Here is a 22,217-nt window from a genome sequence, read left to right as displayed (position 1 = left end):
TACTGAAACCTGTTCCATGCACCTGCTGTCCACGCGCCCCGGCGGCTTCGTCGAGGACGAGAGCATCGTCACCCGCCTCGACCAGACGCCGGCCGACATCGTCATCCTGAGCTCGGCCGACACCACGCTGGCCCTGCTGTCCTCGGCCGTGGCCGCGCTGGCCGGGGCGTCGGCGGACTTCCCTTCGGTGCGGCTGGCCAATCTGCTGTACCTGCGCCAGCCGGCCTCGCTGGACCTGTATGTGGACGAGGTGCTGCGCCATGCGCGCGTGGTCATCGTGGACCACCTGGGCTCGGAATCGGCCTGGCCCTACGGCATCGAGCAGATCGGCTCGCTGGCGCGCCGCAAGGGGCAGCGCCTGGCCATGTTCTCGGGTGACCTGCAGGAAGACCCGCACCTGCTGGCGCGCAGCACGCTGCCGGCCGCCGCCTGCCGCCAGCTGTGGCAGTACCTGCGTTCGGGCGGCGCGGCCAATGCGCGCGAATTCCTCAAGGCCACCGTCTACCACGGGCTGGACCGGGGCGATGCGCCGCTGCCGCCGCGCACCCTGCCGCAGGCGGCCGTGCACGTGCCGCCTGCGCTGTTCGAGAAGGCCCCCAACCCTGTCCGGCTGCAGGCCCATGACGTGGCCGGCATCGACGACCTGCAGCGCGCCTGGACGCCCGGCGCACCCACCGTGGCCCTGGTGTTCTACCGCTCCCACCTGCTGGCGGGCAATACGGCGGCCTTCGACGCCATGGCCCTGTCGCTGCAGCAGCGCGGCATGAACCCGCTGCCCGTGGCGCTGGACTCGCTCAAGGACCCGCTGTGCCTGGCCACGCTGCGCCAGCTCTGCGAAGACCATGCCGTGCAGCTGGTGCTCAACACCACGGCGTTCTCGGCGCTGGAATCGGGCACGGCCCTGGCCGGCGATGCGCCCGTGCTGCAGGTGATCGCCAGCGGCGGCAACCGCGAGGACTGGTGGGCCGACAGCCAGGGCCTGCGCCCGCGCGACATCGCCATGCAGGTGGTGCTGCCCGAGATGGATGGCCGCATCATCACGCGTGCCATCAGCTTCAAGGGCCTGTCCCACCGCTGCGCCTTCACCCAGGCCGACGTGGTGGCCTACCAGCCCGAGCCCGACCGCGTGGACTTCGTGGCCGACCTGGCCTGGCGCTGGTGCCGCCTGCGCAGCCTGCCCGCGCGCGACAAGCGCCTGGCCCTGGTACTGGCCAACTACCCGGGCAGCGAGGGCCGCATCGGCAGCGGCGTGGGGCTGGATACGCCGGCCTCGGTGATCGCCATCGTGCAGCGCCTGGCCGCCGAAGGGCATGAGCTGGGCGACCCCGCGCAGCTGCCCGCCGATGGCCAGGCGCTGATGCACCTGCTGCAGCAGGGCATTGCCAACGACCCCGCCCAGTGGCCGCTGCGCCCGGCCTGGCAAAGCTATGCGCTGGACGAGTACCTGGCGCGCCTGGCCGCGCTGCCGGACGGCATGGCCGACGCCATTACTGCGCGCTGGGGCGCGCCCGAGGCCGACCCGCTGCTGCGCCAGGGCCGCTTCATGATCGCGGGCCTGCGCCTGGGCCATGTCTTCGTGGGCATACAACCGGCGCGTGCATTGGGAGGCACGGGGCTGGGCGCCCAGGACTATGCGAGCTACCACGATGCCGAGCTGGTGCCGCCCCACAGCTACCTGGCCTTCTATTTCTGGCTGCGCGACCGCTTTGCCGTGGACGCCATGGTGCATGTGGGCAAGCACGGCAACCTCGAATGGCTGCCGGGCAAGAGCCTGGCGCTGTCGGGCGCGTGCTGGCCCGATGCCATCCTCGGGCCGCTGCCGCACCTGTACCCCTTCATCGTCAACGATCCCGGCGAAGGCGCCCAGGCCAAGCGCCGCAGCCAGGCCGTGATCATCGACCACCTGATGCCGCCGCTGACGCGCGCCGAAAACCACGGCCCGCTACAGGACCTGGAGCGCCTGGTGGACGAGTACTACGACGCGTTGCTGGTCGATGCGCGGCGCGGCGCGCTGCTGCGCCGCCAGATCCTGGACATCGTGCGCCGCCAGCACCTGGACCAGGAGCTGGACCTGGCGCCCGGTGCCGCCCAGGACGACGATGCCGTGCTCGAACGCATAGACGCCTACCTGTGCGAGCTCAAGGAAACCCAGATCCGCGACGGCCTGCATGTCTTCGGTGCATCGCCGCAGGGCCGCCAGCGCCGCGACACGCTGCTGGCGCTGGCGCGCTTCCCGTCGGACGAAGGCCAGGGCCTGATACAGGCGCTGGCCGCCGACCTGCTGGACAGCCCCGGGTTCGACCCGCTGCGCATGGAGCCTGCACGCCCCTGGACCGGCGCGCGCCCCGCCGCCCTGCAGGCCGTGAGCGACGAGCCCTGGCGCCATGAAGGCGACACGCGCGAGCGCCTGGAGCTGCTGGCGCAGCAGTTGCTGGAGGGCGAGACCGAAGCCCATGACTGGCCGCAGACCCGGGCCGCGCTGGAACAGGTGCATGCCGTGCTGGCGCCCGCGCTGGATGCCTGCGGCGGCGAGGAACTGCGCCAGCTGCTGCGCGGCCTGCAGGGCCGCTTCGTGCCGCCCGGGCCCAGCGGATCGCCCTCGCGCGGGCGGCCCGACGTGCTGCCCACGGGGCGCAATTTCTACACGCTGGACACGCGCGCGATTCCTACCCAGGCTGCCTGGGAGCTGGGCCAGCAGGCCACGCTCAGGCTGCTGGAGCGCTATCTGCAGGAGCATGGCGAGTACCCGCGCACCCTGGGCCTGTCGGTCTGGGGCACGGCCACCATGCGCACGGGCGGCGACGACATCGCCCAGGCCTTTGCGCTGATCGGGGTGCGACCCAAATGGGCGCCCGGCAGCCAGCGCGTGGTGGACTTCGAGGTGGTGCCGCGCGTGGGCATGGGCCGGCCGCGCGTGGATGTGACGCTGCGCATCTCGGGCTTTTTCCGCGACGCCTTCCCGGGTGCCGTGCAGATGTTCGACGCGGCCGTGCAGGCCGTGGCCGCGCTGGACGAGGACGCCGAGGACAACCCCATACGCGCGCGCATCCTGGCCGAGGCCGAGCAGCTGCAGTCGCAGGGCATGGACGCCGTGCAGGCCCGCCGGCAGGCCGGCTGGCGCGTGTTCGGCGCGCCGCCCGGCCACTATGGATCGGGCCTGGGCGGACTGTTCCAGAGCGGCGACTGGCAGGGCGATGCCGACCTGGCCCAGGCCTACCTGGGCTGGAGCCAGCACGCCTACGGCCAGGACGCCGAGGGCGTGCCCGCAGGCGATGCGCTGCGCCGCCGCCTGGGCGAGCTCGACGTGGTGGCCCACAACCAGGACAGCCGCGAGCACGACATCCTCGACTCGGGCGACTACTTCCAGTTCCAGGGCGGCATGGCCTCGGCCGTGCGCCATCTGTCGGGCCGCCAGCCCGCGCTCTACCACGGCGACCATGCCAACCCGGCCCAGCCGCGCGTGCGCTCGCTCAAGGAGGAGATTGCGCGCGTGGTGCGCTCGCGCGTCACCAATCCCAAGTGGATGGACGGTGCCAAGCGCCACGGCTACAAGGGCGCCTTCGAGATGGCGGCCACGGTGGACTATCTTTTCGGCTTCGACGCCACCACGCAGCAGGTGGGCGACCACCAGTACGCCCTGGTGGCCGACGCCTATGTGCTGGATGCGGCCACGCGCGACTTTCTCGTGCAGCACAATCCGCAGGCCCTGCGCGACATGCTGGAGCGCCTGCTCGAAGCCATGCAGCGCGGCCTGTGGGAGCAGCCCGGCAACTATCGCCAGCAGCTGGAAGACCTGCTGCTGGAACATGAAAACCACCTCGAAGGATTGCGCGGATGACCGCCACCCCTGACCTGGGCGCCGGTGCACAGCCTGCGCTGCCGCCGTTGTTTCCCTTTGCCGCCATCGCGGGCCAGCCCCTGCTGTGCCAGGCGCTGCTGCTGGCCGCCATCGACCCGCAACTGGGCGGCGTGCTGATCGAGGGGCCGCGCGGCACGGCCAAGTCCACGGCCGCGCGTGCGCTGGCCGAGCTTATCGATGCCGCGCCCTTCGTCACGCTGCCGCTGGGGGCCTCGCTGGAGCATCTGGCCGGCTCGCTGGACCTGGGCCGGGCCATGGCCGGCCATGCACTCGAATTCGCGCCCGGCCTGCTGGCGCGCGCCCATGGCGGCGTGCTCTATGTGGACGAGATCAACCTGCTGCCCGATGCCCTGGTCGATGTGCTGCTGGATGCCGCCGCCAGCGGCGTCAACGTGGTCGAGCGCGACGGCATCTCGCACCGCCACGCGGCGCGCTTCGTGCTGGTGGGCACCATGAACCCCGAGGAAGGCCAGCTGCGCCCGCAGCTGCTGGACCGCCTGGGCCTGTGCGTGCGCCTGGCCAATGTGGAGGATGCGGCCCAGCGCCAGGCCATCGTGCGCGCGCGCCTGATGTTCGATGCCGATCCCGCGGCCTTCCGCGCCCGGCATGCAGACGCCCAGGCCGCGCTGGCCGCCCAGCTGCGCACGGCGCGCGAGCGGCTGCAGCCGGCCGGCGCGCTGCCCTGGTCCGACGCGGTGCTGCAGGCCGCCGGCACGCTGTGCATTGCCGCCCAGGTGGACGGCCTGCGCGCCGACCTGGTGCTGCTGCGTGCCGCCCGCGCCTGGGCCGCCTGGCTGGGCGATGCCGATGTGGCGCCCGCCCATGTGCAGGCCGTGGCCGAGCTGGTGCTGGTGCACCGCCGCAAGCCGGGGGCGCAGCAGCCACAGCCGCAGCAGCAGCAATCACCGGAGCAAGCGCCATCGAATCCGCCTTCGCAGTCGCCGGCACAAAGCCGGCCGCCTGCAGAATCCACGGCCAACGGTGCAAGCGACAGCCCGCCATCCGAGACTGACTGGGGCGCCATGCCGCCCGAGCCCGTGGGCCTGCTGCGTGTCGCCGTGCCCTCATTGCTGGCCCGCGAGGCCGCAAAGGCGGGAGCGCCCGCCACAAAAAAAGCCTGAGCCCTCGCGGCCCCACGCCACGGGCAAGGGATGCGAGGGCGGGCCAGCAGGCGGCAGGCCAGCCCCGGCTGGCTCAGTCGCAAGGCGGGCAGGCCACCGGCAGCTGGGACTGGCCGCGCACGCTGGCCGCGCGCGGTGCCCAGGCGCTGGCGCCCGAACATCTGCAGCGCCGGCGCGAGCCGCCGCAGGCCACGCGGCTGCATTGCTTTGTGCTCGATTGCTCGGCCTCCATGGCCGGCAGTGGCGCACTGGCGCGTGCCAAGGGCGTGCTGCTGTCGCTGATGGAAGAGGCCTACCGCCGCCGCGAGCAGGTGGCGCTGATCTGCTTTGCGGGCACGCGCGTGCAATTGCGCCTGCCGCCGCGCAAGGCCGCGGCCTGGAATGACGACTGGATCGCTCCCATTGGCGGGGGCGGCGGCACGCCGCTGCAGGCGGCCGTGGAGCAGGCGGGCCAGTTGCTGCAGCGCCATTGCGGCGCAGACGCCTCCTGCCAGGGCTGGCTGTGGCTGCTCACCGACGGCCGCACGCGCGAGCGGCCTGCGCGGCCTGCGGCGGCGCAGGAGGCAGGCATCGTGGACTTTGAATCAGGCCGCGTGCGCCTGGGCCGGGCCGGCGCGCTGGCCGCCGCCTGGGGTGCGCGGCATGTGCTGGCCGATGATTTCGGGGAGAGCAGCCCGCAGGGCGCGCACTGATCCGTGCGGGCCTGGCCGGATCAGGCCGGCCAGCTCAGCTCGAACAGCGCGCCGCCACGCTCGCCCGGCAGGCACTGAGCCCGCCCGCCGTGGGCCTGGGCAATGGCCTGCACCACGGCCAGGCCCAGTCCGCTGCCGTTGCCTGCCCCCACGCTGGCATTCCTTCGGCTGCGGGCGCTGTCGCCGCGCTGGAAGGCGTCGAAGATGCGCGGCGCAAGGTCGGCTGCCACGCCGGGGCCGCTGTCTTCCACGCGCACGGTGCACAGGCCCTGGCGCACGCGCGTGGCCACCAGCAGCGGGCCCGGCTGCGCGTACTGCATGGCGTTTTCCAGCAGCGCCAGCAGGGCCTGGCGTATGCGCACGGGGTCGCAGACCACGGGCTGGTCATCGAGTTCCATTGCCAGCTGCAGGCCTGCCTGCTCCAGCGCCGGTCCCACGGCCAGGGCCACCGAGCGCACCTCGCCCGCCAGGCAGGTCTGGCGCAGCTGCAGTTGCAGGTGGCCGTTCTCCTGCAGGCCCAGCAGGCGCAGGTCGTCGATCAGGCGGGTCAGCCCCTCGACCTGGGTCATCAGGCTGGCCAGCATGTCCTTGCTGGGCAGGAAGACGCCGTCGGACAGGCCTTGCAGCCGCCCGCTGAGGATGGTCACGGGCGTGCGCAGCTCATGGGCGATGGCCGCGCTCCAGAAGGCGCGCTCCTGCGCCATGCCCTCCAGGCGCCGGGCCAGGCTGTTGAAGTCGTGCACCAGTTGCGCGGCCTCGTGCAGCGCGCTGTCGTCCGTGCTGGCGCGCGCCGACAGGTCGCCCTCGGCCAGCTGGCGCAGGCTGATGGCCACCGAGTCCAGCGAGGGCAGGATGCGCCGCGACAGCCGCGTGGCCACAAAGATGGCGATCAGCAGGGCGATGACCAGGGTCAGCAGCACCCAGGCCAGCTCCACGCTGGAGGGCATCCAGCCGTCGGAGACGCTGGCCGGGTGAAAGGTCAGCAGCAGCGCATAGAAGGCGTACGAACCCAGCACGCACAGCACCACCACGGCCAGCGTGACGGCCGACATGGTCAGCACCACCTGCCGGCGCAGGCCCGCCGCTGTGCTCATGACAGCACCCTTCGGCCTGCGGCCTGTCCCGCCAGGCGGGGGCGAGCTGGTTTGGGGAGGCACGGCACTGCGCTCATGGATCCATCCCCAGCCGGTAGCCCACGCTGCGCACGCTGTCGGGCATGCCCTGCAGGCCCAGGCCTTCGAGTTTCTTGCGCAGCTTGCTGATGTGGCTGTCCACGGTGCGCTCCAGCGTGTGGCCTTCGGGCAGGCAGCCGAGCAGCAGCTCGGCGCGGCTGAACACGCGCCGGGGCGAGCGCACCAGGCTGGCCAGCAGGTTGAATTCGGTCACGGTGAGATCGGGCACATGCGTGGCGCCCTGCACCTGCACGCTGACCTCGCGGCTGTCCAGGTCCACGCGGAAAGGGCCGGCCTGCAGCAGTTGCGTGTCGCGGCGCCGGGCCTGGCTGGAGCGGCGCAGCACGGCCTGCACGCGCGCCACGACCTCGGCCGCGTTGAAGGGCTTGCCCACGTAGTCGTCCGCGCCCATGCGCAGGCCGATGAGCTTGTCCACGTCCTGGTTGAGAGCGGTGAGCATGATGACGGGCGTGTCGCCGCGCCGGCGGATTTCGGACAGCACCTGCCAGCCGTCGAGGCGTGGCATCTGCACGTCGAGAAGTACGAGATCGGGTTTCAAGTGGTGGTGCAGTTCAAGGGCCTGCTGGCCATCGGCGGCATGCACGGTGCGCAGGTCGCTGCGGGCCAGGTAGGCGCACAGGATGTCTGCGATCTCGGGCTCGTCCTCGGCGACGAGGATGAGCGATGTCGATGGCTGGAAAGGCAAGGGCTGGGCAATGATAGAAGCCATTTTGGGTCGCGGCGGGGCCTGTCTTCATCTCCATCGTTCTTCCACATTTTCCGGGCCGAAATGCCATCGAAAGAACGCAAGCTGTTTCCCTGTGCCGCCGCAACTGGCCGGCATGCGAAACAAATCCCTGAATATGAAGTCACAGCGGCAATGCCGTATGAGCGGGTGGGAGAGCTGTTAGCTTTGCAGCGGCTCCATGGATGAATGGCCCTGGCGGCAACACGCCGCAGGCCGAAGCCGCACCGGCAGGAGTTTCCTCCATCCCCATGCCTCCTGGCAATCTGGATCTGCATCCGGATGCCCCATCAGATGCATCGGCGCCAGGCGCCGTGTTTTTTTCCGCAGCGCGCCCTGGCGTGCATTGAAAACCAGACCTCGCGTCCATGCCACAGTTCTTCATTCACCGGCCCGTCTTTGCCTGGGTCATCGCGTTGTTCATCGTGCTGCTGGGCGTGCTCGCCATTCCGCAATTGCCGATCTCGCGCTATCCCACGGTGGCGCCGCCCACGGTGAGCCTGTATGCCACCTACCCGGGCGCCACGCCCAAGACGCTCAATGACTCCGTGGTCTCGCTGATCGAGCGCGAGCTGTCCAGCGTCCGCCACCTGCTGTACTTCGAGTCCTCGGTGGACACCTCGGGCTCGGCCGAGATCAAGGCCACCTTCAAGCCCGGCACCAACCCCGAGCTGGCCCAGGTGGATGTGCAAAACCGCATCAAGGCCGTGGAGCCGCGGCTGCCGCAGGCGGTGCGCCAGAACGGCCTGCAGGTGGAGTCGGCCACGTCGAGCTTTCTGCTGCTGGTGGGCCTTGTCTCGCCGGGCGGCGAGTTCGACGAGCTGGCGCTCAACGACTACATGGCGCGCAATATCGTCGAGGAGCTGCGGCGCATCGAGGGCGTGGGCCGCGTGCAGCTGTTCGGCACCGAGCGTGCCATGCGCGTCTGGGTCGATCCGGCCAAGCTGATCTCCTACGGGCTGTCCATGGGCGACCTCACCCAGGCCATCCAGCAGCAGAACATGCAGATCGCCCCGGGCCGCGTGGGAGATGCGCCCATCGCACCGGGCCAGCGCGTGACCACGCCGCTCACCGTGCAGGGCCAGCTGACCTCGCCCGAGCAGTTCGCGGCCATCGTGCTGCGCGCCCATGCCGACGGCTCCCGCCTGGTGCTGGGCGACGTGGCGCGCGTGGAGCTGGGCGCGCAGTCCTATGCCTTCTCCAACCGCGAGGACGGCAAGCCCGCCACCAGCGCCGCCGTGCAGTTGTCGCCGGGCGCCAACGCCGTGCGCACGGCCGCCGCCGTGCAAAAGCGCATGGCCGAGCTGGCCTCCATCCTGCCGCAGGGCATGGAGCACACCATCTCGTTCAATACCGCGCCCTTCGTCAAGATCTCCATCGAGAAGGTGGTGCAGACCCTGGTCGAGGCCATGGTGCTGGTCTTCCTGGTGATGTACCTGTTCCTGCAGAACCTGCGCTACACGCTGATCCCGGCCATCGTGGCGCCCGTGGCGCTGCTGGGTACCTTCGCCGTGATGCTGGTGGCGGGCTTTTCCATCAACGTGCTGACCATGTTCGGCATGGTGCTGGCCATCGGCATCATCGTGGACGACGCCATCGTGGTGGTGGAGAACGTGGAGCGCCTGATGGCCGAGGAGGGCCTGTCCCCGCGCGAGGCCACGCTCAAGGCCATGAAGGAGATCACGGGCGCCATCATCGGCATCACCCTGGTGCTGACGGCGGTGTTCATTCCCATGGCCTTCGCCAGCGGCTCGGTGGGCGTGATCTACCAGCAGTTCACGCTGTCCATGGCGGTGTCCATTCTGTTCTCGGCCTTCCTGGCCCTGAGCCTGACGCCGGCGCTGTGCGCCACCTTGCTCAAGCCGGTGGCGGCAGGCCACCACGAGAAGAAGGGCTTCTTCGGCTGGTTCAACCGCGGCTTCGAGCGGCTGACGAACCGCTACGAGGCCCATGTCACGGGCCTGGTCCGGCGCACGGGCCGCATGATGCTGCTGTTCGCGGCCATCGTGGCCATCCTGGTGTTTGCGCTGCGCCAGCTGCCCTCGGCCTTTCTGCCCGAGGAGGACCAGGGCTACTTCATGGCGTCCATCCAGCTGCCGGCCGATGCCACGGCCGAGCGCACGCTGGACATCGTCAAGCGCTATGAGGAGCATGTGGCGCAGCGCCCCGGCATTGCCTCCAGCATCTCGGTGCTGGGCTTCAGCTTCGCGGGCTCGGGCCCGAACGCGGCCATGGCCTTCACCACGCTCAAGGACTGGGACCAGCGCGACGGTGCCACGGCAGGCGAGGAAGTCTCGCTCGCGCAAAAGGCCATGGAACACGCGCCCGAGGGCGCCATCATGGTGCTGCAGCCACCGGCCATCGACGAGCTGGGCACCTCCTCGGGCTTCACCATGTACCTGCAGGACCGCACGGGCCAGGGCCATGCCGCCCTCAAGTCGGCCACCGATCAGTTGCTGGCGCTGGCAGGCGGCAGCAGCGTGCTGGGCTCGGCCTACCAGGACAGCCTGCCATCGGGCACCAGCGTGAGGCTGGAGATCGACCGCCAGAAGGCCCAGGCGCTGGGCGTGGGATTTGCCGCCATCAGCGAGACGCTGTCCACGGCCATGGGCTCGCTGTACGTGAACGACTTTCCCAATGCCGGACGCATGCAGCAGGTCATCGTGCAGGCCGACGCGCCTGCGCGCATGCAGGTCGATGATGTGCTCAGGCTGAACGTGCGCAATGCCGCGGGCGCCATGGTGCCGCTGGCCGAGTTCGCCACGCCCGTGTGGTCGGAGACGCCGCTGCAGCTGGTGCGCTACCAGGGCTTCCTGGCATCGCGCATCTCGGGCACGCCTGCGCCCGGCACCTCCAGCGGCGCGGCCATGGCCGAGATGGAGCGGCTGGTGGCCCAACTGCCGCCCGGCTTTGCCGTGGCCTGGACCGGCCAGTCGCTGCAGGAGCGCCAGTCGGCCGCGCAGGCGCCCCTGCTCATGGCCCTGTCCATGCTGGTGGTCTTCCTGGTGCTGGCCGCGCTGTACGAGAGCTGGTCCATCCCGCTGTCGGTGATGCTGGTCGTGCCCCTGGGCCTGCTGGGCGCCGTGGCGGCCGTGCTGCTGCGCGGCATGCCCAACGATGTGTTCTTCAAGGTGGGCCTGATCACCATCATCGGCCTGTCGGCCAAGAACGCCATCCTGATCGTGGAATTCGCCAAGCAGCTGCGCGAGGAAGGCCAGGACCTGCGCGAAGCCGCCATCAAGGCCGCTCGCCTGCGGCTGCGGCCCATCCTCATGACCTCGCTGGCCTTTGCGCTGGGCGTGGTGCCGCTGATGCTGGCATCGGGCGCCAGCGCCGAGACCCAGCACGCCATCGGCACGGGCGTGTTCGGCGGAATGGTCAGCGGCACGGTGCTGGCCGTCTTCTTCGTGCCCGTCTTCTTCGTCTTCGTCCTTGAATGGCAGCGGCGCATCGCCGGGCCGCGCGGCAGCGCGCGCCGGCCGCCGCCTGCTGCCGACCCCGGAACCTGAACCATGCCTCTCTGGATCGCGCTCAACGCCCTGTGCTTTCAGGGCCGCCCGCCGGCACAGTCCCTGAACCCCTGTACGCCGCCGGCGCCAGCGAACCCGGCCCGGCAGGCCGGCTCCACCGGCTCCGCGCCGCCAGCGGCGGAGGCTGGCGCCTTTGCACGCGGCGCCGGTGGCGTGGCGGCCGGCACGAACGGCCCATGATTTTTATAATGGCGGTTTCGTTCGCCATTGCAGGAGGTATTCGTCCCATGCGCCATTGATGCTGCCGCTGTCCCAGCGGCCCGCTTTTCCCGACCCTGCCCGCCGCACGCGCAATGCATGCAAAGCGGCAAGGAACTGCGTTGGCATCCATGAACTGCGATATGACGAATACCACGATCACGCTCGACGGCGTTTCCTGCGTGCTGCCCGATGGCAGCCGCCTTTTCTCCGATCTTTCCGAAACCCTGGACCACCGCCGCACCGGCCTGGTGGGGCGCAACGGCGTGGGCAAGTCGCGGCTGGCGCGCATCCTGGCCGGGCTGGAGGCGCCTTCGCAGGGCCGCTGCCTGCGCTCGGGGCAGGTGCTATATGTTGCCCAGCGCACGGACTGGCATGACCAGCCTTCGGTGGCGGCGCTGGCCGGGCTGCAGCCCGCGCTGGATGCGCTGGCGCGCATCGAGGGCGGCAGCTGCGATGCCCGGGACTTCGAGCGGCTGGCCGACCGCTGGGATTTGCGCCAGCGCCTGCAGGCCCAGCTGGAGCTGGCGGGCCTGGGCCATCTGCGTGCCGATACGCCGGGCCACGCCCTCAGCGGCGGCGAGGCCATGCGCGTGGCCCTTGCGGGCGCGCTGCTGTCGGGCGCCGACCACCTGGTGCTGGACGAGCCCAGCAACCACCTGGACCGTGAAAGCCGCCAGGCCCTGGCCGCGCAACTGCAGCGCTGGCCCGGTGGCCTGGTCGTGGTCAGCCATGACCGCAGTTTGCTGCAGGGCATGGAACGCATCGTGGAGCTGTCGCCGCAGGGGCTTCGCAGCTACGGCGGCGGCTACGCCTTCTACGCCGAGGCCAAGGCGCGCGAGATGGCCTCGGCGGTGCAACTGCTGGAGCAGCGCAAGCTGGAGCGCCGCCGCGAAACGCAGCAGTTGCGCGAGCAGCAGGAGCGCCAGCAGCGCCGCGAGGCGCGCGGCCGCCGCCAGGGCCAGGAGGCCAACCAGGCGCGCATTCTGCTGGACCGGCAAAAGGAGCGCAGCGAGGCGTCGGCCGGCCGGCTGCGCCGCCAGCATGCAGACATGCGCGAGGAGCTGGACCAGCGCGTGCGCGAGGCGGCGCGCCAGATCGACCTGCAGGCCGGCATCCGCATGCATGTGCCGCCACCGGCTGGCGCTCCCTGCGACGTGGTGGCGCTGCTGGACGATGTGCTGCTGCCGTTTTCGTTTTCCACGGGGCCGCGCCTGAACCTTTCCCTGTACGGCGGCCAGCGCCTGGCCGTGGCCGGTCCCAACGGCTGCGGCAAGACGCGCCTGCTCGATGTGCTGTCGGGCCGTCTTGCGCCCCAGGCGGGCGAGGTGCGCCGCATGCAGGCCTGTGCCTACCTGGACCAGCGCCTGTCCCTGTTGCAGCCCGGGCGCACGGTGATGGAGCAGTTGCAGGACGCCTGTCCCGGCACCCCCGTGGATGTGTTGCGCACGCGCCTGGCCTGGCTCGGGCTGGCGGCCCGGCAGGTGGAGCAGCCTGCGGGCCGGCTCAGCGGCGGCGAGCAGCTCAAGGCCGCCCTGGCCTGCGCGCTGCATGCCGAGCCGCCCGCGCCCCTGCTCCTGCTGGACGAGCCCTGCAACCACCTGGACCTGCCTTCCCTGCAGGCGCTGGAGGCCATGCTGCGCGGCTATGCCGGCACGCTGGTCGTGGTCTCGCATGACGAGGATTTTCTGCAGGCCATCGGTCTGACCGACCGCCTGGTGTGGTCGCCGCAGGGCTGGCGAATGGAGTCCGCCTAGCTTTCCTGCGCTATCAGCGCCTGCAGTGTGCGCACATCGGTCACCAGCAGCGCCTGGCGCCCCTCCTTGCGCAGCAGGCCGCGCCGGGTGAGGGCGCCCAGCTCGCGCGTGACCTGCTCGCGGTTGGTGCTGATCTTGCTGGCCAGCACCGAGTGCGAGGGCACGGGGCTGATGAGGGCCGTGTGCTCGGGCGAGACGCCCGCCTCCCGCGCCAGGCGCAGCAGCTCCATGTGCAGGCGCGTGGGCACGCCCAGGGTGCTCAGTTCCATGACGCGGTCGGTCAGCCGGCGCACCAGGCCGGCCAGGCCTTCCATCATGCGCAGGGCGATGGCGGGCTCGCGCGCCAGCAGGGCCAGGAAGTCCTGGCGCGAGAGGCTGGCCAGCAGCGAGGACTCCAGGGTGACCACATCGGTGGAGCGGGCCTGGCCGTCGATGGCCGCCAGGTCGCCGAAGTGCTCGCCGGGCCCGTAGTCGCGGAAGCTGACCTCGCGCCCGCCCGGCGAATAGGTGGTGATGCGCACGCGCCCGCTGACCAGGAAGAACACGTCGCTGCCCGTGGAGCAGCGGCTGAACACGGGCTGGCGGGCCTGCAGCGGGCGCCATTCGCAGTCGGCGGCGATGCGGTCCAGGCTGGCGCTGCCCAGGCCCTCGAACAGGGCGATGCCGCGCAGGGCGAAACTGGAGGGCTGGGTGGGGTGGGCCATGGAACCAATAGCGGGCGTAAGGTACAAAGATTCTGGATCGGCCAGGCCCGGCCTAAGTTCCTTCAAGCTGCCGTTCTTCCGGTCTTCTCCTGTCTTCCTCCGCCGTCGGGCGCATCATCGCTTTCCATGGCCCGTGTCCCTCGTCCGGCTTTGCCGGCTCTGCCGTCCCTGCGCAGCCTCCACTGGTCCACCGGCCTGGTGCTGTGGACCTATGCGGCCCTGCACCTGTCCAATCACGCCCTGGGCCTGGTCTCGCTGGGCACGGCCGAGGCCGTGCGCGAGCTGGTCCACGGCGCGTGGCGATCCCTGCCCGGCAGCCTGCTGCTCTACGGCGCGCTGGCCGTGCACATGGGGCTGGCGCTGCAGGCGCTCGCGCGGCGGCGCAGCCTGCGCATGCCGGCGCTGGAGGCCGTGCGGCTGCTGCTGGGCCTGGGCCTTCCGCTGCTGCTGGCCCTGCACGTGCCGGCCACGCGGCTGGCGCAGGAGGCCTGGGGCGTGGACCCCTCGTATGCGCGCATCGTGCGTTCTTCCTGGAATCCGTCCGGCATGGCCATCCAGCTGCTGCTGATGACGGCTGCCTGGACCCATGGCTGCATGGGCCTGCACATGGCCCTGCGTGCGCGCGGCTGGTGGCGGCGCTGGCAGCCGCTGCTGCTCACGGCCGCCGTGCTGCTGCCCGTGCTGGCGGCGCTGGGCATCGTCTCCATGGCGCGCGAGATCGCGGCGGCCGGCCTGCCAGCGCCGGCCGGCCCCTCGCCCGAGGCATCGCAGTGGCTGCGCGCGCTGACGACCGGGCTGCGCCAGGGCTGGCTGGCCTGCCTGGCCGCGCTGCTGGCCGGCCCCTGGCTATGGCGGCGCATGCGCCTGCGCGGCGCCCGCCAGGTGCTGCTGCACTATCCGGGCCGCACCGTGCAGGTGGCCCAGGGCATGAGCGTGCTCGAGGCCAGCCGCGAGCATGGCATTGCCCATTTGTCGCTGTGCGGCGGCAGGGCGCGCTGCTCCACCTGCCGGGTGCGCGTGTCCGGCCCGGCTGCCCACCTGCCCGTGCCGGGGCGGGACGAGCGCCTCACGCTGGAGCGCGTGGGCGCGCCGCAGGACGTGCGGCTGGCCTGCCAGCTGCGGCCCACGGGCGATGTGCAGGTGGCGCCGCTGTTCCGCTCGCCGGCAGCCGCCCAGGCCGGGCGGGGCGATGAGCAGCGCGAGGTCCGCCAGGTGCGCGAGGTGGCCATCCTGTTCGTGGACCTGCGCCGCTGGTCGGGCCTGGCCGAGCGGCAATGGCCCGTGGACCTGTCCTGGGTGCTGGACCAGTATTTCGAGCGCGTGGGCCAGGCCGTGCACGACAGCGGCGGCATGGCCAACCAGTTCATCGGCGACAGCGTGATGGCCATCTTCGGCCTGGACACCGACCTGGACACGGCCTGCCGCCAGGCCGTGCAGGCCAGCGCCCTCATCGACCGGCGCATGCAGGAATGGAGCCACACCTTCGAGGCGCAGTTCGGGCAGAGCGTCGATTTCGGCATGGGCCTGCATGCGGGGCGAGCCGCCGTGGGGCGCGTGGGATTCGAACACGCCACCACCTTCACGGCCGTGGGCGAGGTGGTCAACACGGCCAGCCGCCTGCAGGAATACACCAAGAGCGCCCAGGCGCGGCTGGTGCTGTCGCTGGAGGTGGCGCGCCGCGCGGGCGTGGCCGACGGCCTGGGCGAAGTCCGGCAGGTGCAGGTGCGCGGGCGCTCCGAGCCCTTGCCGGCCCTGCATGTGGCGCGGCCCGGCCTGCAGTGGCCGTGAGCGTGGGTGGTGGACGTGGATGGTGGGCGTGGACGGTGAGCGCGGGAGCAGGAGAGTTTGCGCAAAGCTGTGCGTTTAGGCACTGACGCGCAGGCCGGCGAAGACGAGACTGCAGCCATGCAGAACGCAATCACGCACTGCAGGATTTGACAAAGGATTCGCCATGAAGAACGCAAAGACCCTCTTCGCCATCGCCTCCCTTTCTGCCGCCCTTTCCTCCGCCTTGTGGTCGGGCATGGCCTCGGCCGCACCGGCCGCACCGGCCACCACGGTATCTGCAGAAACCTGGTTCGGCGCCGAGCCCGTCGCCTCCGGCCCGGCGCTGTCGCGCGCCGAGGTTCAGGCCGACCTGGCCCTGTGGAACCGCGCCGGCCTCAATGTCTACCGCGAGTCCGACGTGAACCACTGGGATGCCGACTACCAGCAGCGCCTGGCCCGGTACCAGCGCATGCGCAGCGGCCCCGAGTACCTGGCCGAAGTGCAGCGCCTGGGCGGCTCGGTGAAGGCGGCCGAAGGCCAGGGTTCCGGCCGTGTCCCGGGCTGATGCGATGACGCGCGCCGCCACGCATCGCGCGGCCCACGCCGCAGCATCGCCCTGGGCCGACTTCGCACCGCTGCTGGCCCGGGTGCTGCTGAGCCTGCTGTTCATCTACAGCGGCATCGGCAAGCTGATGGGGCCGGAGGGCACCATGGCCTATATCGCCAAGGCGGGCCTGCCGCTGCCCATGCTGTCGTATGCCATGGCGCTGGTGGTGGAGCTGGGCGTGGCCACGGCCCTGCTGCTGGGCTGGCGCACCCGCGAGGCTGCGGCCGTGATGGCCGTGTTCAGCGTCATGTCGGCGCTGATGTTCCACAACCAGTTCGGCGACAAGGGCCAGCTGGTGCAGTTCCTGAAGAACCTGGCGATCGCCGGGGGATTCGTGCAGCTGATGCTGGCGCCCGTGGCGCGCTGGAGCCTGGACGCACGGCGCAAGGCCTCGCGTTGAGCACGAGCCAGTGATTCCTGGCGCTGTGTGCAACACACAGCCCATGAAACCGGCGCTGCCCCGCGCGAGGGACACCGAGGAAGGGCCGCCCCGCACCGAGGGTGTCGTCCCCCTCCCGCGTAGCGAGAGAGGGGGAAGGCGCGAAGCGACTCAGGGGGTGTCTTTGTCTCACACCTTGATGCCCTTTTCAGCCAGGCGTCGGGCGTAGGCGGCCAGGATCAGCCGCTCCGAATGCACCAGGTAGTCATTGAGCGCGGCAGCGGCCTCGGCCGGCTTGCCGTCCTCGAATTGCTGCAGGATGCGCGCATTCATGTCCACATAGGGGGCATGCAGGAAGTGCGGGTCGCGCAGCAGGCCGAAGGCCAGCCGCAGCTCGGCCAGCAGATGCTCGAACATGGTGTCCAGGCGCTCGCTGTCGGCCAGCTGCACCACGGCCTTGTGAAAACTCATGTTGGCCGTGCCCACGCCCGACCAGTCCTGGGCTTCGCGGTGGCGCTGGGCCGCCTCCACGGCTTCGCGCATCAGGCTGCGTGCCGGGTGCATGGGATAGGCCTGGGCCAGCGCCTGGCACTCCACCATGCGGCGCACGCGGTAGATGTCGATGATGGAGGCGATGCTGGGCGCCGCCACCGACACGCCCTTGTTGGGCTCGTGCACCAGCAACCCCTCCTTGGTCAGCAGCCGGAAGGCCTCGCGCAGCGTGTTGCGCGAGATCTGCAGGCTTTCGCTGAGCGTGGTCTCCGACAGCTTTTGCCCGGGCTCCCAAGCGCCGTCGATCAGCTTGCTGCGCAATTGCTCGGTCACGCGGTCGGTCAGGTTCAGGATCTCGGTGCTGCGGGTCATGGTGGAGTTGCTGTGCAAAGGCCAGAACGCAGTGTAGCCAGGGGCGGGGCCGTCCCGGACAAGCCGCGGGCTCAGCCGATGAAGCGTCCGCTGGCGCCCAGCACGCCCAGGTCGATGAAGCTGGAGCCGACATGGGGCGTCTGGCCGCTGTAGTCGATGACGAAGCCGCCCATGTCCCAGTTGCGGATGCCGGCCAGCGCCGAGCGCAGCCTGGCCTGGCTGGGGTCGCGGCCTGCGCGCTCCAGGCCCTCGGCCAGCACGCGCGTGTTCACATAGGCTTCCAGCGTGCCCAGCGAGAACTCCTGCTGTCCGTGGGCACGCATGGCGGCCTGGTAGTCGCGCACCACCTGCATCTTGGCCTGGTGCGGCGCGGGAACGACCATGGTCAGGGCAATGCCGCGGGCGTCCTCGCCCAGCGGCTTGAGGCTGTCGTTGGGCAGGGTCACGCTCAGGCCGGTGAGCAGCACGCCGGGCGCGCTCTTGCGCAGGCCGCGCACCAGATCGACCGACACCGTGCCGGCCGTGGCCAGCAGCACGGCCGAGGGGTGGGCTGCGTCCACTTTGTTCAACACGTCGGCCAGATTCTTGCCATCGGTGGCGATGGCCGCCTGCACGGCGGGGGCCATCTTCTCGGCCTCCATGGCGCGCGTGGCGTCCTCCAGCATTTCGCGGCCGTAGGCGTTGTCCAGGTAGACGATGCCGATGCCCTTGAGCCCCATGCCTGCAAGGCGCTGGACCAGGCGGCGGACCTCGGTGGTGTAGCTGGCGCGCACATGGAAGACGTTGCGCGTCCCCTTGCGCAGCGACGTGGCACCCGTGAAGGGCGCCACATAGGGAACGCCGGCTTCCTCGATCAGCGGGATGACGGCGGCATTGTTGGGCGTGCCAACGCAGGACAGCAGGGCGAAGGCCGTGCCCTTGGAGAGCATCTGCCGCACGTTGTCGGCCGTGCGCTGGGGCACGTAGCCGTCGTCGACCATCTGCAGCTGCAGCGTGCGCCCCTGGATGCCGCCGCGCGCGTTGATCTGCGCCATGGCCGCTTCCGTGCCCAGCTTGATGTCGGAGCCGAACCCGGCCAGCGGGCCGCTCATGGCGGCCGAGCAGCCGATGGTGATGGTCTTGGCGGACAGGCCTGCCTCATCGGCGAAGGCATTGCGCACGAAGGCTGGCGCCAGCGCGGGAACCGCTGCGATGGCTGCAGCACGGGGAAGCAGGGAGACAAGTTGACGGCGTTGCATGGATTCAGAGCTCGGACAAAGGGGATGGGAGCAGGAAGGTGCCATTCACGCCGACTGCCACGCGTGCGCCGCAGGCCGGGAGGGCGGCCCATTGTAGGAGGCGGCCTCGTCACCGGCGATACCGGGGCAGGGGCATTGTTGTGTTCATGCATCCTATGGATGTTCAATATTCGATAGTTTTTGGCTTTTGAAAACTCCCGGTGTGCTCATTCCTTGGGCATGGATATGCGGGTTTGTACTATCAGCATGCGCTGATTGTCTTAATCACAATTCGTTTCTGTAAGACAAATTATTTGTTTTGTTGAACAAAACCAGGTTGGCAGCGCACTCCACGCCACCGGGTTGGGCCTGCGGGGCGGCTTGACGGCCGCCGCGCGCCGGGGTGTGAAGGGGGAATCAACATGCTGACTGACGTCAATCTCTGGCCGCTTATCGGAGTGGCCATCATCGTTGCGGGCTTCGTGCTGCGCTTCAATCCCATGCTGGTCGTGATCGTCACGGCCATCGGCACGGCACTGGCGGCGGGCTTCCCCGTCGACAAGGTGCTCGCCACCATAGGCACGGGCTTCATCAAGACGCGCAACCTGCCGCTGATCATCCTGCTGCCGCTGGCCGTGATCGGCCTGCTGGAGCGCCATGGCCTGCGCCAGCACGCGCAGAACTGGATCAGTTCCATCAAGTCGGCCACCGCGGGCCGCCTGCTCATCGTCTACCTGGCCGCACGCCAGCTGACGGCCGCCGTGGGCCTGACCAGCCTGGGCGGACATCCGCAGATGGTGCGCCCGCTGCTGGCGCCCATGGCCGAAGGTGCGACCCAGTCGCGCTACGGCATCCTGCCCGCCAAGGTGCGCGACAAGCTGCGCGCCTACTCGGCCGCCACGGACAACGTGGGCCTGTTCTTCGGAGAGGACATCTTCGTGGCCTTCGGCGCCATCGTGCTGATGACCACCTTCCTGAAGGAAGCCGGCATCGAGGTCGAGCCCATCCACGTCGCGCTGTGGGGCATTCCCACGGCCATCTGCGCCTTCGTGATCCATGCCTGGCGCCTGCGCCGCCTGGACCGCATGCTGGAGCGCGAACTGGCCCAGTACAAGGCCGGTGTCGAAGCCGACGCAGCCAACGCCAACGCCACCCAAGCCAAGGGAGCCTGAAATGACGCTGACCATCCAACACCTGTACTACCTGGTCGGCTTCGTCCTGGCCGTCACGGCCGTGATGACGCTGCGCGATGCCAGCAACCCCAAGCGCTGGTCCAGCGGCCTGTTCTGGGCGCTGTACGCGGCCGTCTTCCTGGTGGGCAATGAACTGTCGCCCGTGGTCGTGGGCGTGATCGCCGTGGCCATGGCCCTGATCGCCGGCTTCGGCGGCGTGGGCAGCGGCCGCCATGCGCCGCGCAGCGATGCCGACTACCTGGCCAGCGCCAAGCGCCTGGGCAACAAGCTGTTCGCACCCGCCCTGGCGATTCCGCTGATCACCATGGTCGGCACGCTGAGCGCCTCGCACCTGGTCTTCGGCGGCACGCCCCTGCTGGACCCCAAGGCCACCACGCTGGTGAGCCTGGGCGTGGGCTGCGTGCTGGCCCTGGGCCTGGCCTGCTGGCTGACCCGCGAGACGCCGGCCCAGGGCATGCGCGAATCGCGCCGCCTGACCGATGCGCTGGGCTGGGCCCTGGTCCTGCCCCAGATGCTGGGCATGCTGGGCCTGGTGTTCTCGGACGCCGGCGTGGGCAAGGCCGTGGCCTATGTGACCACCACCTATATCAACATGGACATCCGCTTCGTGGCCGTGGCCGTCTACGTGCTGGGCATGGCGCTGTTCACCGTGGTCATGGGCAACGGCTTTGCCGCCTTCCCGGTGATGACGGGCGGCGTGGGCGTGCCCATCCTGGTCGGCGTCTACCATGGCGACCCGGCCGTGATGGCGGCCATCGGCATGCTCTCGGGCTACTGCGGCACGCTGCTGACGCCCATGGCGGCCAACTTCAACCTGGTGCCCGCCGCGCTGCTGGAGATCGACAAGAATGCCGTGATCCGAGCCCAGGTGCCCACGGCCCTGGCCCTGCTGACGGCCAATGTCTTCCTGCTGTACTTCCTGATGTTCCGTTGAGGAACGGACCCCTGCCATGACCGATTCCACTTCCCCGCGCATCCTGGTGACCGGCTTCGAGCCGTTCGAGCAGGACCCTGTCAATCCCTCGTGGGAAGTGGCGCGTGCCTTGCATGGCCAGACCGTGGCCGGCGCCACCGTCCACGGCCTGCAGCTGCGCTGCGTGTTCGGCGAGTCGCTGCGCCAGCTGGAAGAGGCGCTGGCGCAGCTGCAGCCGGTGCTGGTCATCGGCCTGGGCCTGGCGGGCGGGCGCCTCGACTTCACGCCCGAGCGCGTGGCCATCAACCTGGACGATGCCCGCATCCCCGACCACGCGGCATACCAGCCCGTGGACACGCCCGTCATCGCCGGGGCGCCGGCGGCCTACTTCAGCACGCTGCCCATCAAGGCCGTGGTGCACAACCTGCGTGCGCGCGGCATTCCGTCTTCCGTGTCCAACACGGCGGGCACCTTTGTCTGCAACCACGTGTTTTTCGCGCTCATGCACTGGCTGGCCCAGGGCAAGGCTGCGCCGGGCGCGCGTGGCGGCTTCATCCACGTGCCGGCCCTGCCCGAACAGGCAGCGCGCAAGCCGGGCATGCCCAGCATGTCCCTGGCCGACCAGGTGGAGGCCGTGCGCGAGACCATTCGCACGGCCCTGACCGTGACCCAGGATCTGAAGGAAAACGCCGGGCAGCTGCACTGAACCCCGTGCACCGAGACCGGCGAGGAGAGAACGATGAAAATTGACCTGAACAGTGATCTTGGCGAGAGCCTGGGCGGATGGCGCATGGGCGACGATGCCGCCATGCTCGATATCGTCAGCAGTGCCAACGTGGCCTGCGGATTCCATGCCGGCGACCCGGCAGGCATCCTGGAAACGCTCAAGGCCGCCCGCGAGCGCGGCGCCATTGTCGGCGCCCATGTGTCCTATCCCGACCTGGTCGGCTTCGGCCGGCGCAACATGGACGTGGCCAGCGCCGACCTGGTGGCCGGCGTCATCTACCAGATCGGCGCGCTGCAGGGCCTGGCCCGCGTGGCGGGCACCGAGGTGCGCTACGTCAAGCCGCACGGCGCGCTGTACAACACCATCGCCCACGACAGGCGCCAAGCCACCGACGTCATCACGGCCATGCGGGCGATCGATCCCAGCCTGGTGCTGGTGGCTCTGGCCGGCTCGCCCCTGATCGACTGGGCGCGCGACGCAGGCCTGACCGTGGTGGCCGAGGCCTTTGCCGACCGGGGCTACACGCCCGAAGGCACCCTGGTTTCGCGCCGCGACCCAGGCGCCGTACTCCACGACGTGGACCAGATCGCCGCGCGCATGCTCATGCTGGTGCGCGAAGGCGTGGTCGAGGCCGTGGACGGCAGCCGCGTGCGCATTGCCGCCGACTCCATCTGCGTGCATGGCGACAGCCCCGGCGCCGTGGCCATCGCACGCCATCTGCGCGAGCGTTTCGAGCAGGAGGGGGTGCGTATCTCCTCCTTCGCAGGTTGAG

At 70.2% G+C, this 22,217-nt stretch carries 18 protein-coding genes; 13 read left to right on the top strand and 5 right to left on the bottom strand.

The genetic code is table 11. The annotated features are described in order from the left end of the window. Positions 1-16: 16 nt before the first annotated feature. The 3 genes from cobN to A9976_RS14665 all read left to right on the top strand — a co-directional run bounded on the left by cobN (position 17) and on the right by A9976_RS14665 (position 5,672). On the top strand, positions 17-3,838 hold the full coding sequence (cobN, locus tag A9976_RS14675) for a cobaltochelatase subunit CobN (RefSeq protein WP_183019617.1): 3,822 nt from the start codon (positions 17-19) through the stop codon (positions 3,836-3,838). Next, positions 3,835-4,980 carry an ATP-binding protein gene (locus A9976_RS14670; RefSeq protein ID WP_183019616.1) on the top strand — a complete coding sequence of 382 codons (1,146 nt, stop codon included), beginning with the start codon at positions 3,835-3,837 and terminating at the stop codon, positions 4,978-4,980. The genes cobN and A9976_RS14670 overlap by 4 nt, the downstream gene beginning before the upstream one ends. Positions 4,981-5,189: 209 nt before the next feature. Further along, positions 5,190-5,672 (top strand): VWA domain-containing protein, encoded by a 483-nt coding sequence (locus tag A9976_RS14665; RefSeq protein ID WP_310889396.1) that lies wholly within the window; start codon positions 5,190-5,192, stop codon positions 5,670-5,672. 20 nt (positions 5,673-5,692) lie between these two features. On the opposite strand, the gene A9976_RS14660 is transcribed toward A9976_RS14665, so the two are convergent. Next, positions 5,693-6,766, bottom strand: a complete 1,074-nt coding sequence (locus A9976_RS14660; protein ID WP_183019615.1) for a HAMP domain-containing sensor histidine kinase — start codon at positions 6,764-6,766, stop codon at positions 5,693-5,695. A 73-nt stretch (positions 6,767-6,839) separates the two neighbouring features. Continuing rightward, the gene (locus tag A9976_RS14655) at positions 6,840-7,574 is read right to left on the bottom strand and encodes a response regulator (protein ID WP_183019614.1); all 735 of its coding nucleotides are present in this window, start codon (positions 7,572-7,574) and stop codon (positions 6,840-6,842) included. Between the two features lie 383 nt (positions 7,575-7,957). Between A9976_RS14655 and A9976_RS14650 the strand changes: the two genes are divergently transcribed. The 3 genes from A9976_RS14650 (at position 7,958) to A9976_RS14640 (ending at position 13,074) form a co-directional block, all read left to right on the top strand. Further along, the gene (locus A9976_RS14650) at positions 7,958-11,098 is read left to right on the top strand and encodes an efflux RND transporter permease subunit (RefSeq protein ID WP_183019613.1); all 3,141 of its coding nucleotides are present in this window, start codon (positions 7,958-7,960) and stop codon (positions 11,096-11,098) included. A gap of 3 nt (positions 11,099-11,101) precedes the next feature. Continuing rightward, entirely contained in the window at positions 11,102-11,299 is a 198-nt protein-coding gene (locus tag A9976_RS14645; protein ID WP_183019612.1) for a hypothetical protein, read from the top strand. A gap of 149 nt (positions 11,300-11,448) precedes the next feature. Then, complete coding sequence (locus A9976_RS14640; RefSeq protein ID WP_183019611.1) at positions 11,449-13,074, top strand: ABC-F family ATP-binding cassette domain-containing protein; 1,626 nt, start codon at positions 11,449-11,451, stop codon at positions 13,072-13,074. Here A9976_RS14640 and A9976_RS14635 read toward each other — a convergent pair. Continuing rightward, the gene (locus A9976_RS14635; protein WP_183019610.1) at positions 13,071-13,778 is read right to left on the bottom strand and encodes a Crp/Fnr family transcriptional regulator; all 708 of its coding nucleotides are present in this window, start codon (positions 13,776-13,778) and stop codon (positions 13,071-13,073) included. The two genes, A9976_RS14640 and A9976_RS14635, sit on opposite strands and share 4 nt — an antisense overlap. Positions 13,779-13,904: 126 nt before the next feature. Between A9976_RS14635 and A9976_RS14630 the strand changes: the two genes are divergently transcribed. The 3 genes from A9976_RS14630 (at position 13,905) to A9976_RS14620 (ending at position 16,552) form a co-directional block, all read left to right on the top strand. Next, on the top strand, positions 13,905-15,566 hold the full coding sequence (locus A9976_RS14630) for an adenylate/guanylate cyclase domain-containing protein (RefSeq protein ID WP_183019609.1): 1,662 nt from the start codon (positions 13,905-13,907) through the stop codon (positions 15,564-15,566). A 163-nt stretch (positions 15,567-15,729) separates the two neighbouring features. Beyond that, a complete protein-coding gene (locus tag A9976_RS14625; protein ID WP_183019608.1) occupies positions 15,730-16,110 on the top strand; it encodes a DUF4148 domain-containing protein in 381 nt (126 codons plus the stop codon). Continuing rightward, positions 16,097-16,552 (top strand): DoxX family protein, encoded by a 456-nt coding sequence (locus tag A9976_RS14620; protein ID WP_223275169.1) that lies wholly within the window; start codon positions 16,097-16,099, stop codon positions 16,550-16,552. The genes A9976_RS14625 and A9976_RS14620 overlap by 14 nt, the downstream gene beginning before the upstream one ends. A gap of 168 nt (positions 16,553-16,720) precedes the next feature. On the opposite strand, the gene A9976_RS14615 is transcribed toward A9976_RS14620, so the two are convergent. Together A9976_RS14615 and A9976_RS14610 are read right to left on the bottom strand one after the other, a co-directional pair. Beyond that, positions 16,721-17,395, bottom strand: coding sequence for a GntR family transcriptional regulator (locus A9976_RS14615; protein WP_183019607.1), 675 nt, complete (start codon positions 17,393-17,395; stop codon positions 16,721-16,723). Positions 17,396-17,466: 71 nt separating this feature from the next. Then, positions 17,467-18,633 carry an ABC transporter substrate-binding protein gene (locus A9976_RS14610; RefSeq protein WP_183019606.1) on the bottom strand — a complete coding sequence of 389 codons (1,167 nt, stop codon included), beginning with the start codon at positions 18,631-18,633 and terminating at the stop codon, positions 17,467-17,469. Between the two features lie 401 nt (positions 18,634-19,034). Here A9976_RS14610 and A9976_RS14605 point away from each other — a divergent pair, with 401 nt between their 5' ends. The 4 genes from A9976_RS14605 to A9976_RS14590 are packed head-to-tail and all read left to right on the top strand — an operon-like array spanning position 19,035 to position 22,216. After that, positions 19,035-19,784 carry a DUF969 domain-containing protein gene (locus A9976_RS14605; RefSeq protein ID WP_183019605.1) on the top strand — a complete coding sequence of 250 codons (750 nt, stop codon included), beginning with the start codon at positions 19,035-19,037 and terminating at the stop codon, positions 19,782-19,784. Between the two features lies 1 nt (position 19,785). Continuing rightward, positions 19,786-20,739, top strand: coding sequence for a DUF979 domain-containing protein (locus A9976_RS14600; protein ID WP_183019604.1), 954 nt, complete (start codon positions 19,786-19,788; stop codon positions 20,737-20,739). 16 nt (positions 20,740-20,755) lie between these two features. Beyond that, positions 20,756-21,424 (top strand): pyroglutamyl-peptidase I, encoded by a 669-nt coding sequence (gene pcp / locus A9976_RS14595; RefSeq protein WP_183019603.1) that lies wholly within the window; start codon positions 20,756-20,758, stop codon positions 21,422-21,424. A gap of 33 nt (positions 21,425-21,457) precedes the next feature. Continuing rightward, the gene (locus A9976_RS14590; RefSeq protein ID WP_183019602.1) at positions 21,458-22,216 is read left to right on the top strand and encodes a LamB/YcsF family protein; all 759 of its coding nucleotides are present in this window, start codon (positions 21,458-21,460) and stop codon (positions 22,214-22,216) included. Position 22,217: the final 1 nt, after the last annotated feature.

It is taken from the genome of Delftia sp. UME58, from assembly GCF_014170385.1.
Classification (GTDB): Bacteria; Pseudomonadota; Gammaproteobacteria; order Burkholderiales; family Burkholderiaceae_C; genus Comamonas; species Comamonas acidovorans.
The sequence above is the reverse complement of the archived record's forward strand: the minus strand, read 5'-3'. Positions and strand labels throughout refer to the sequence as shown.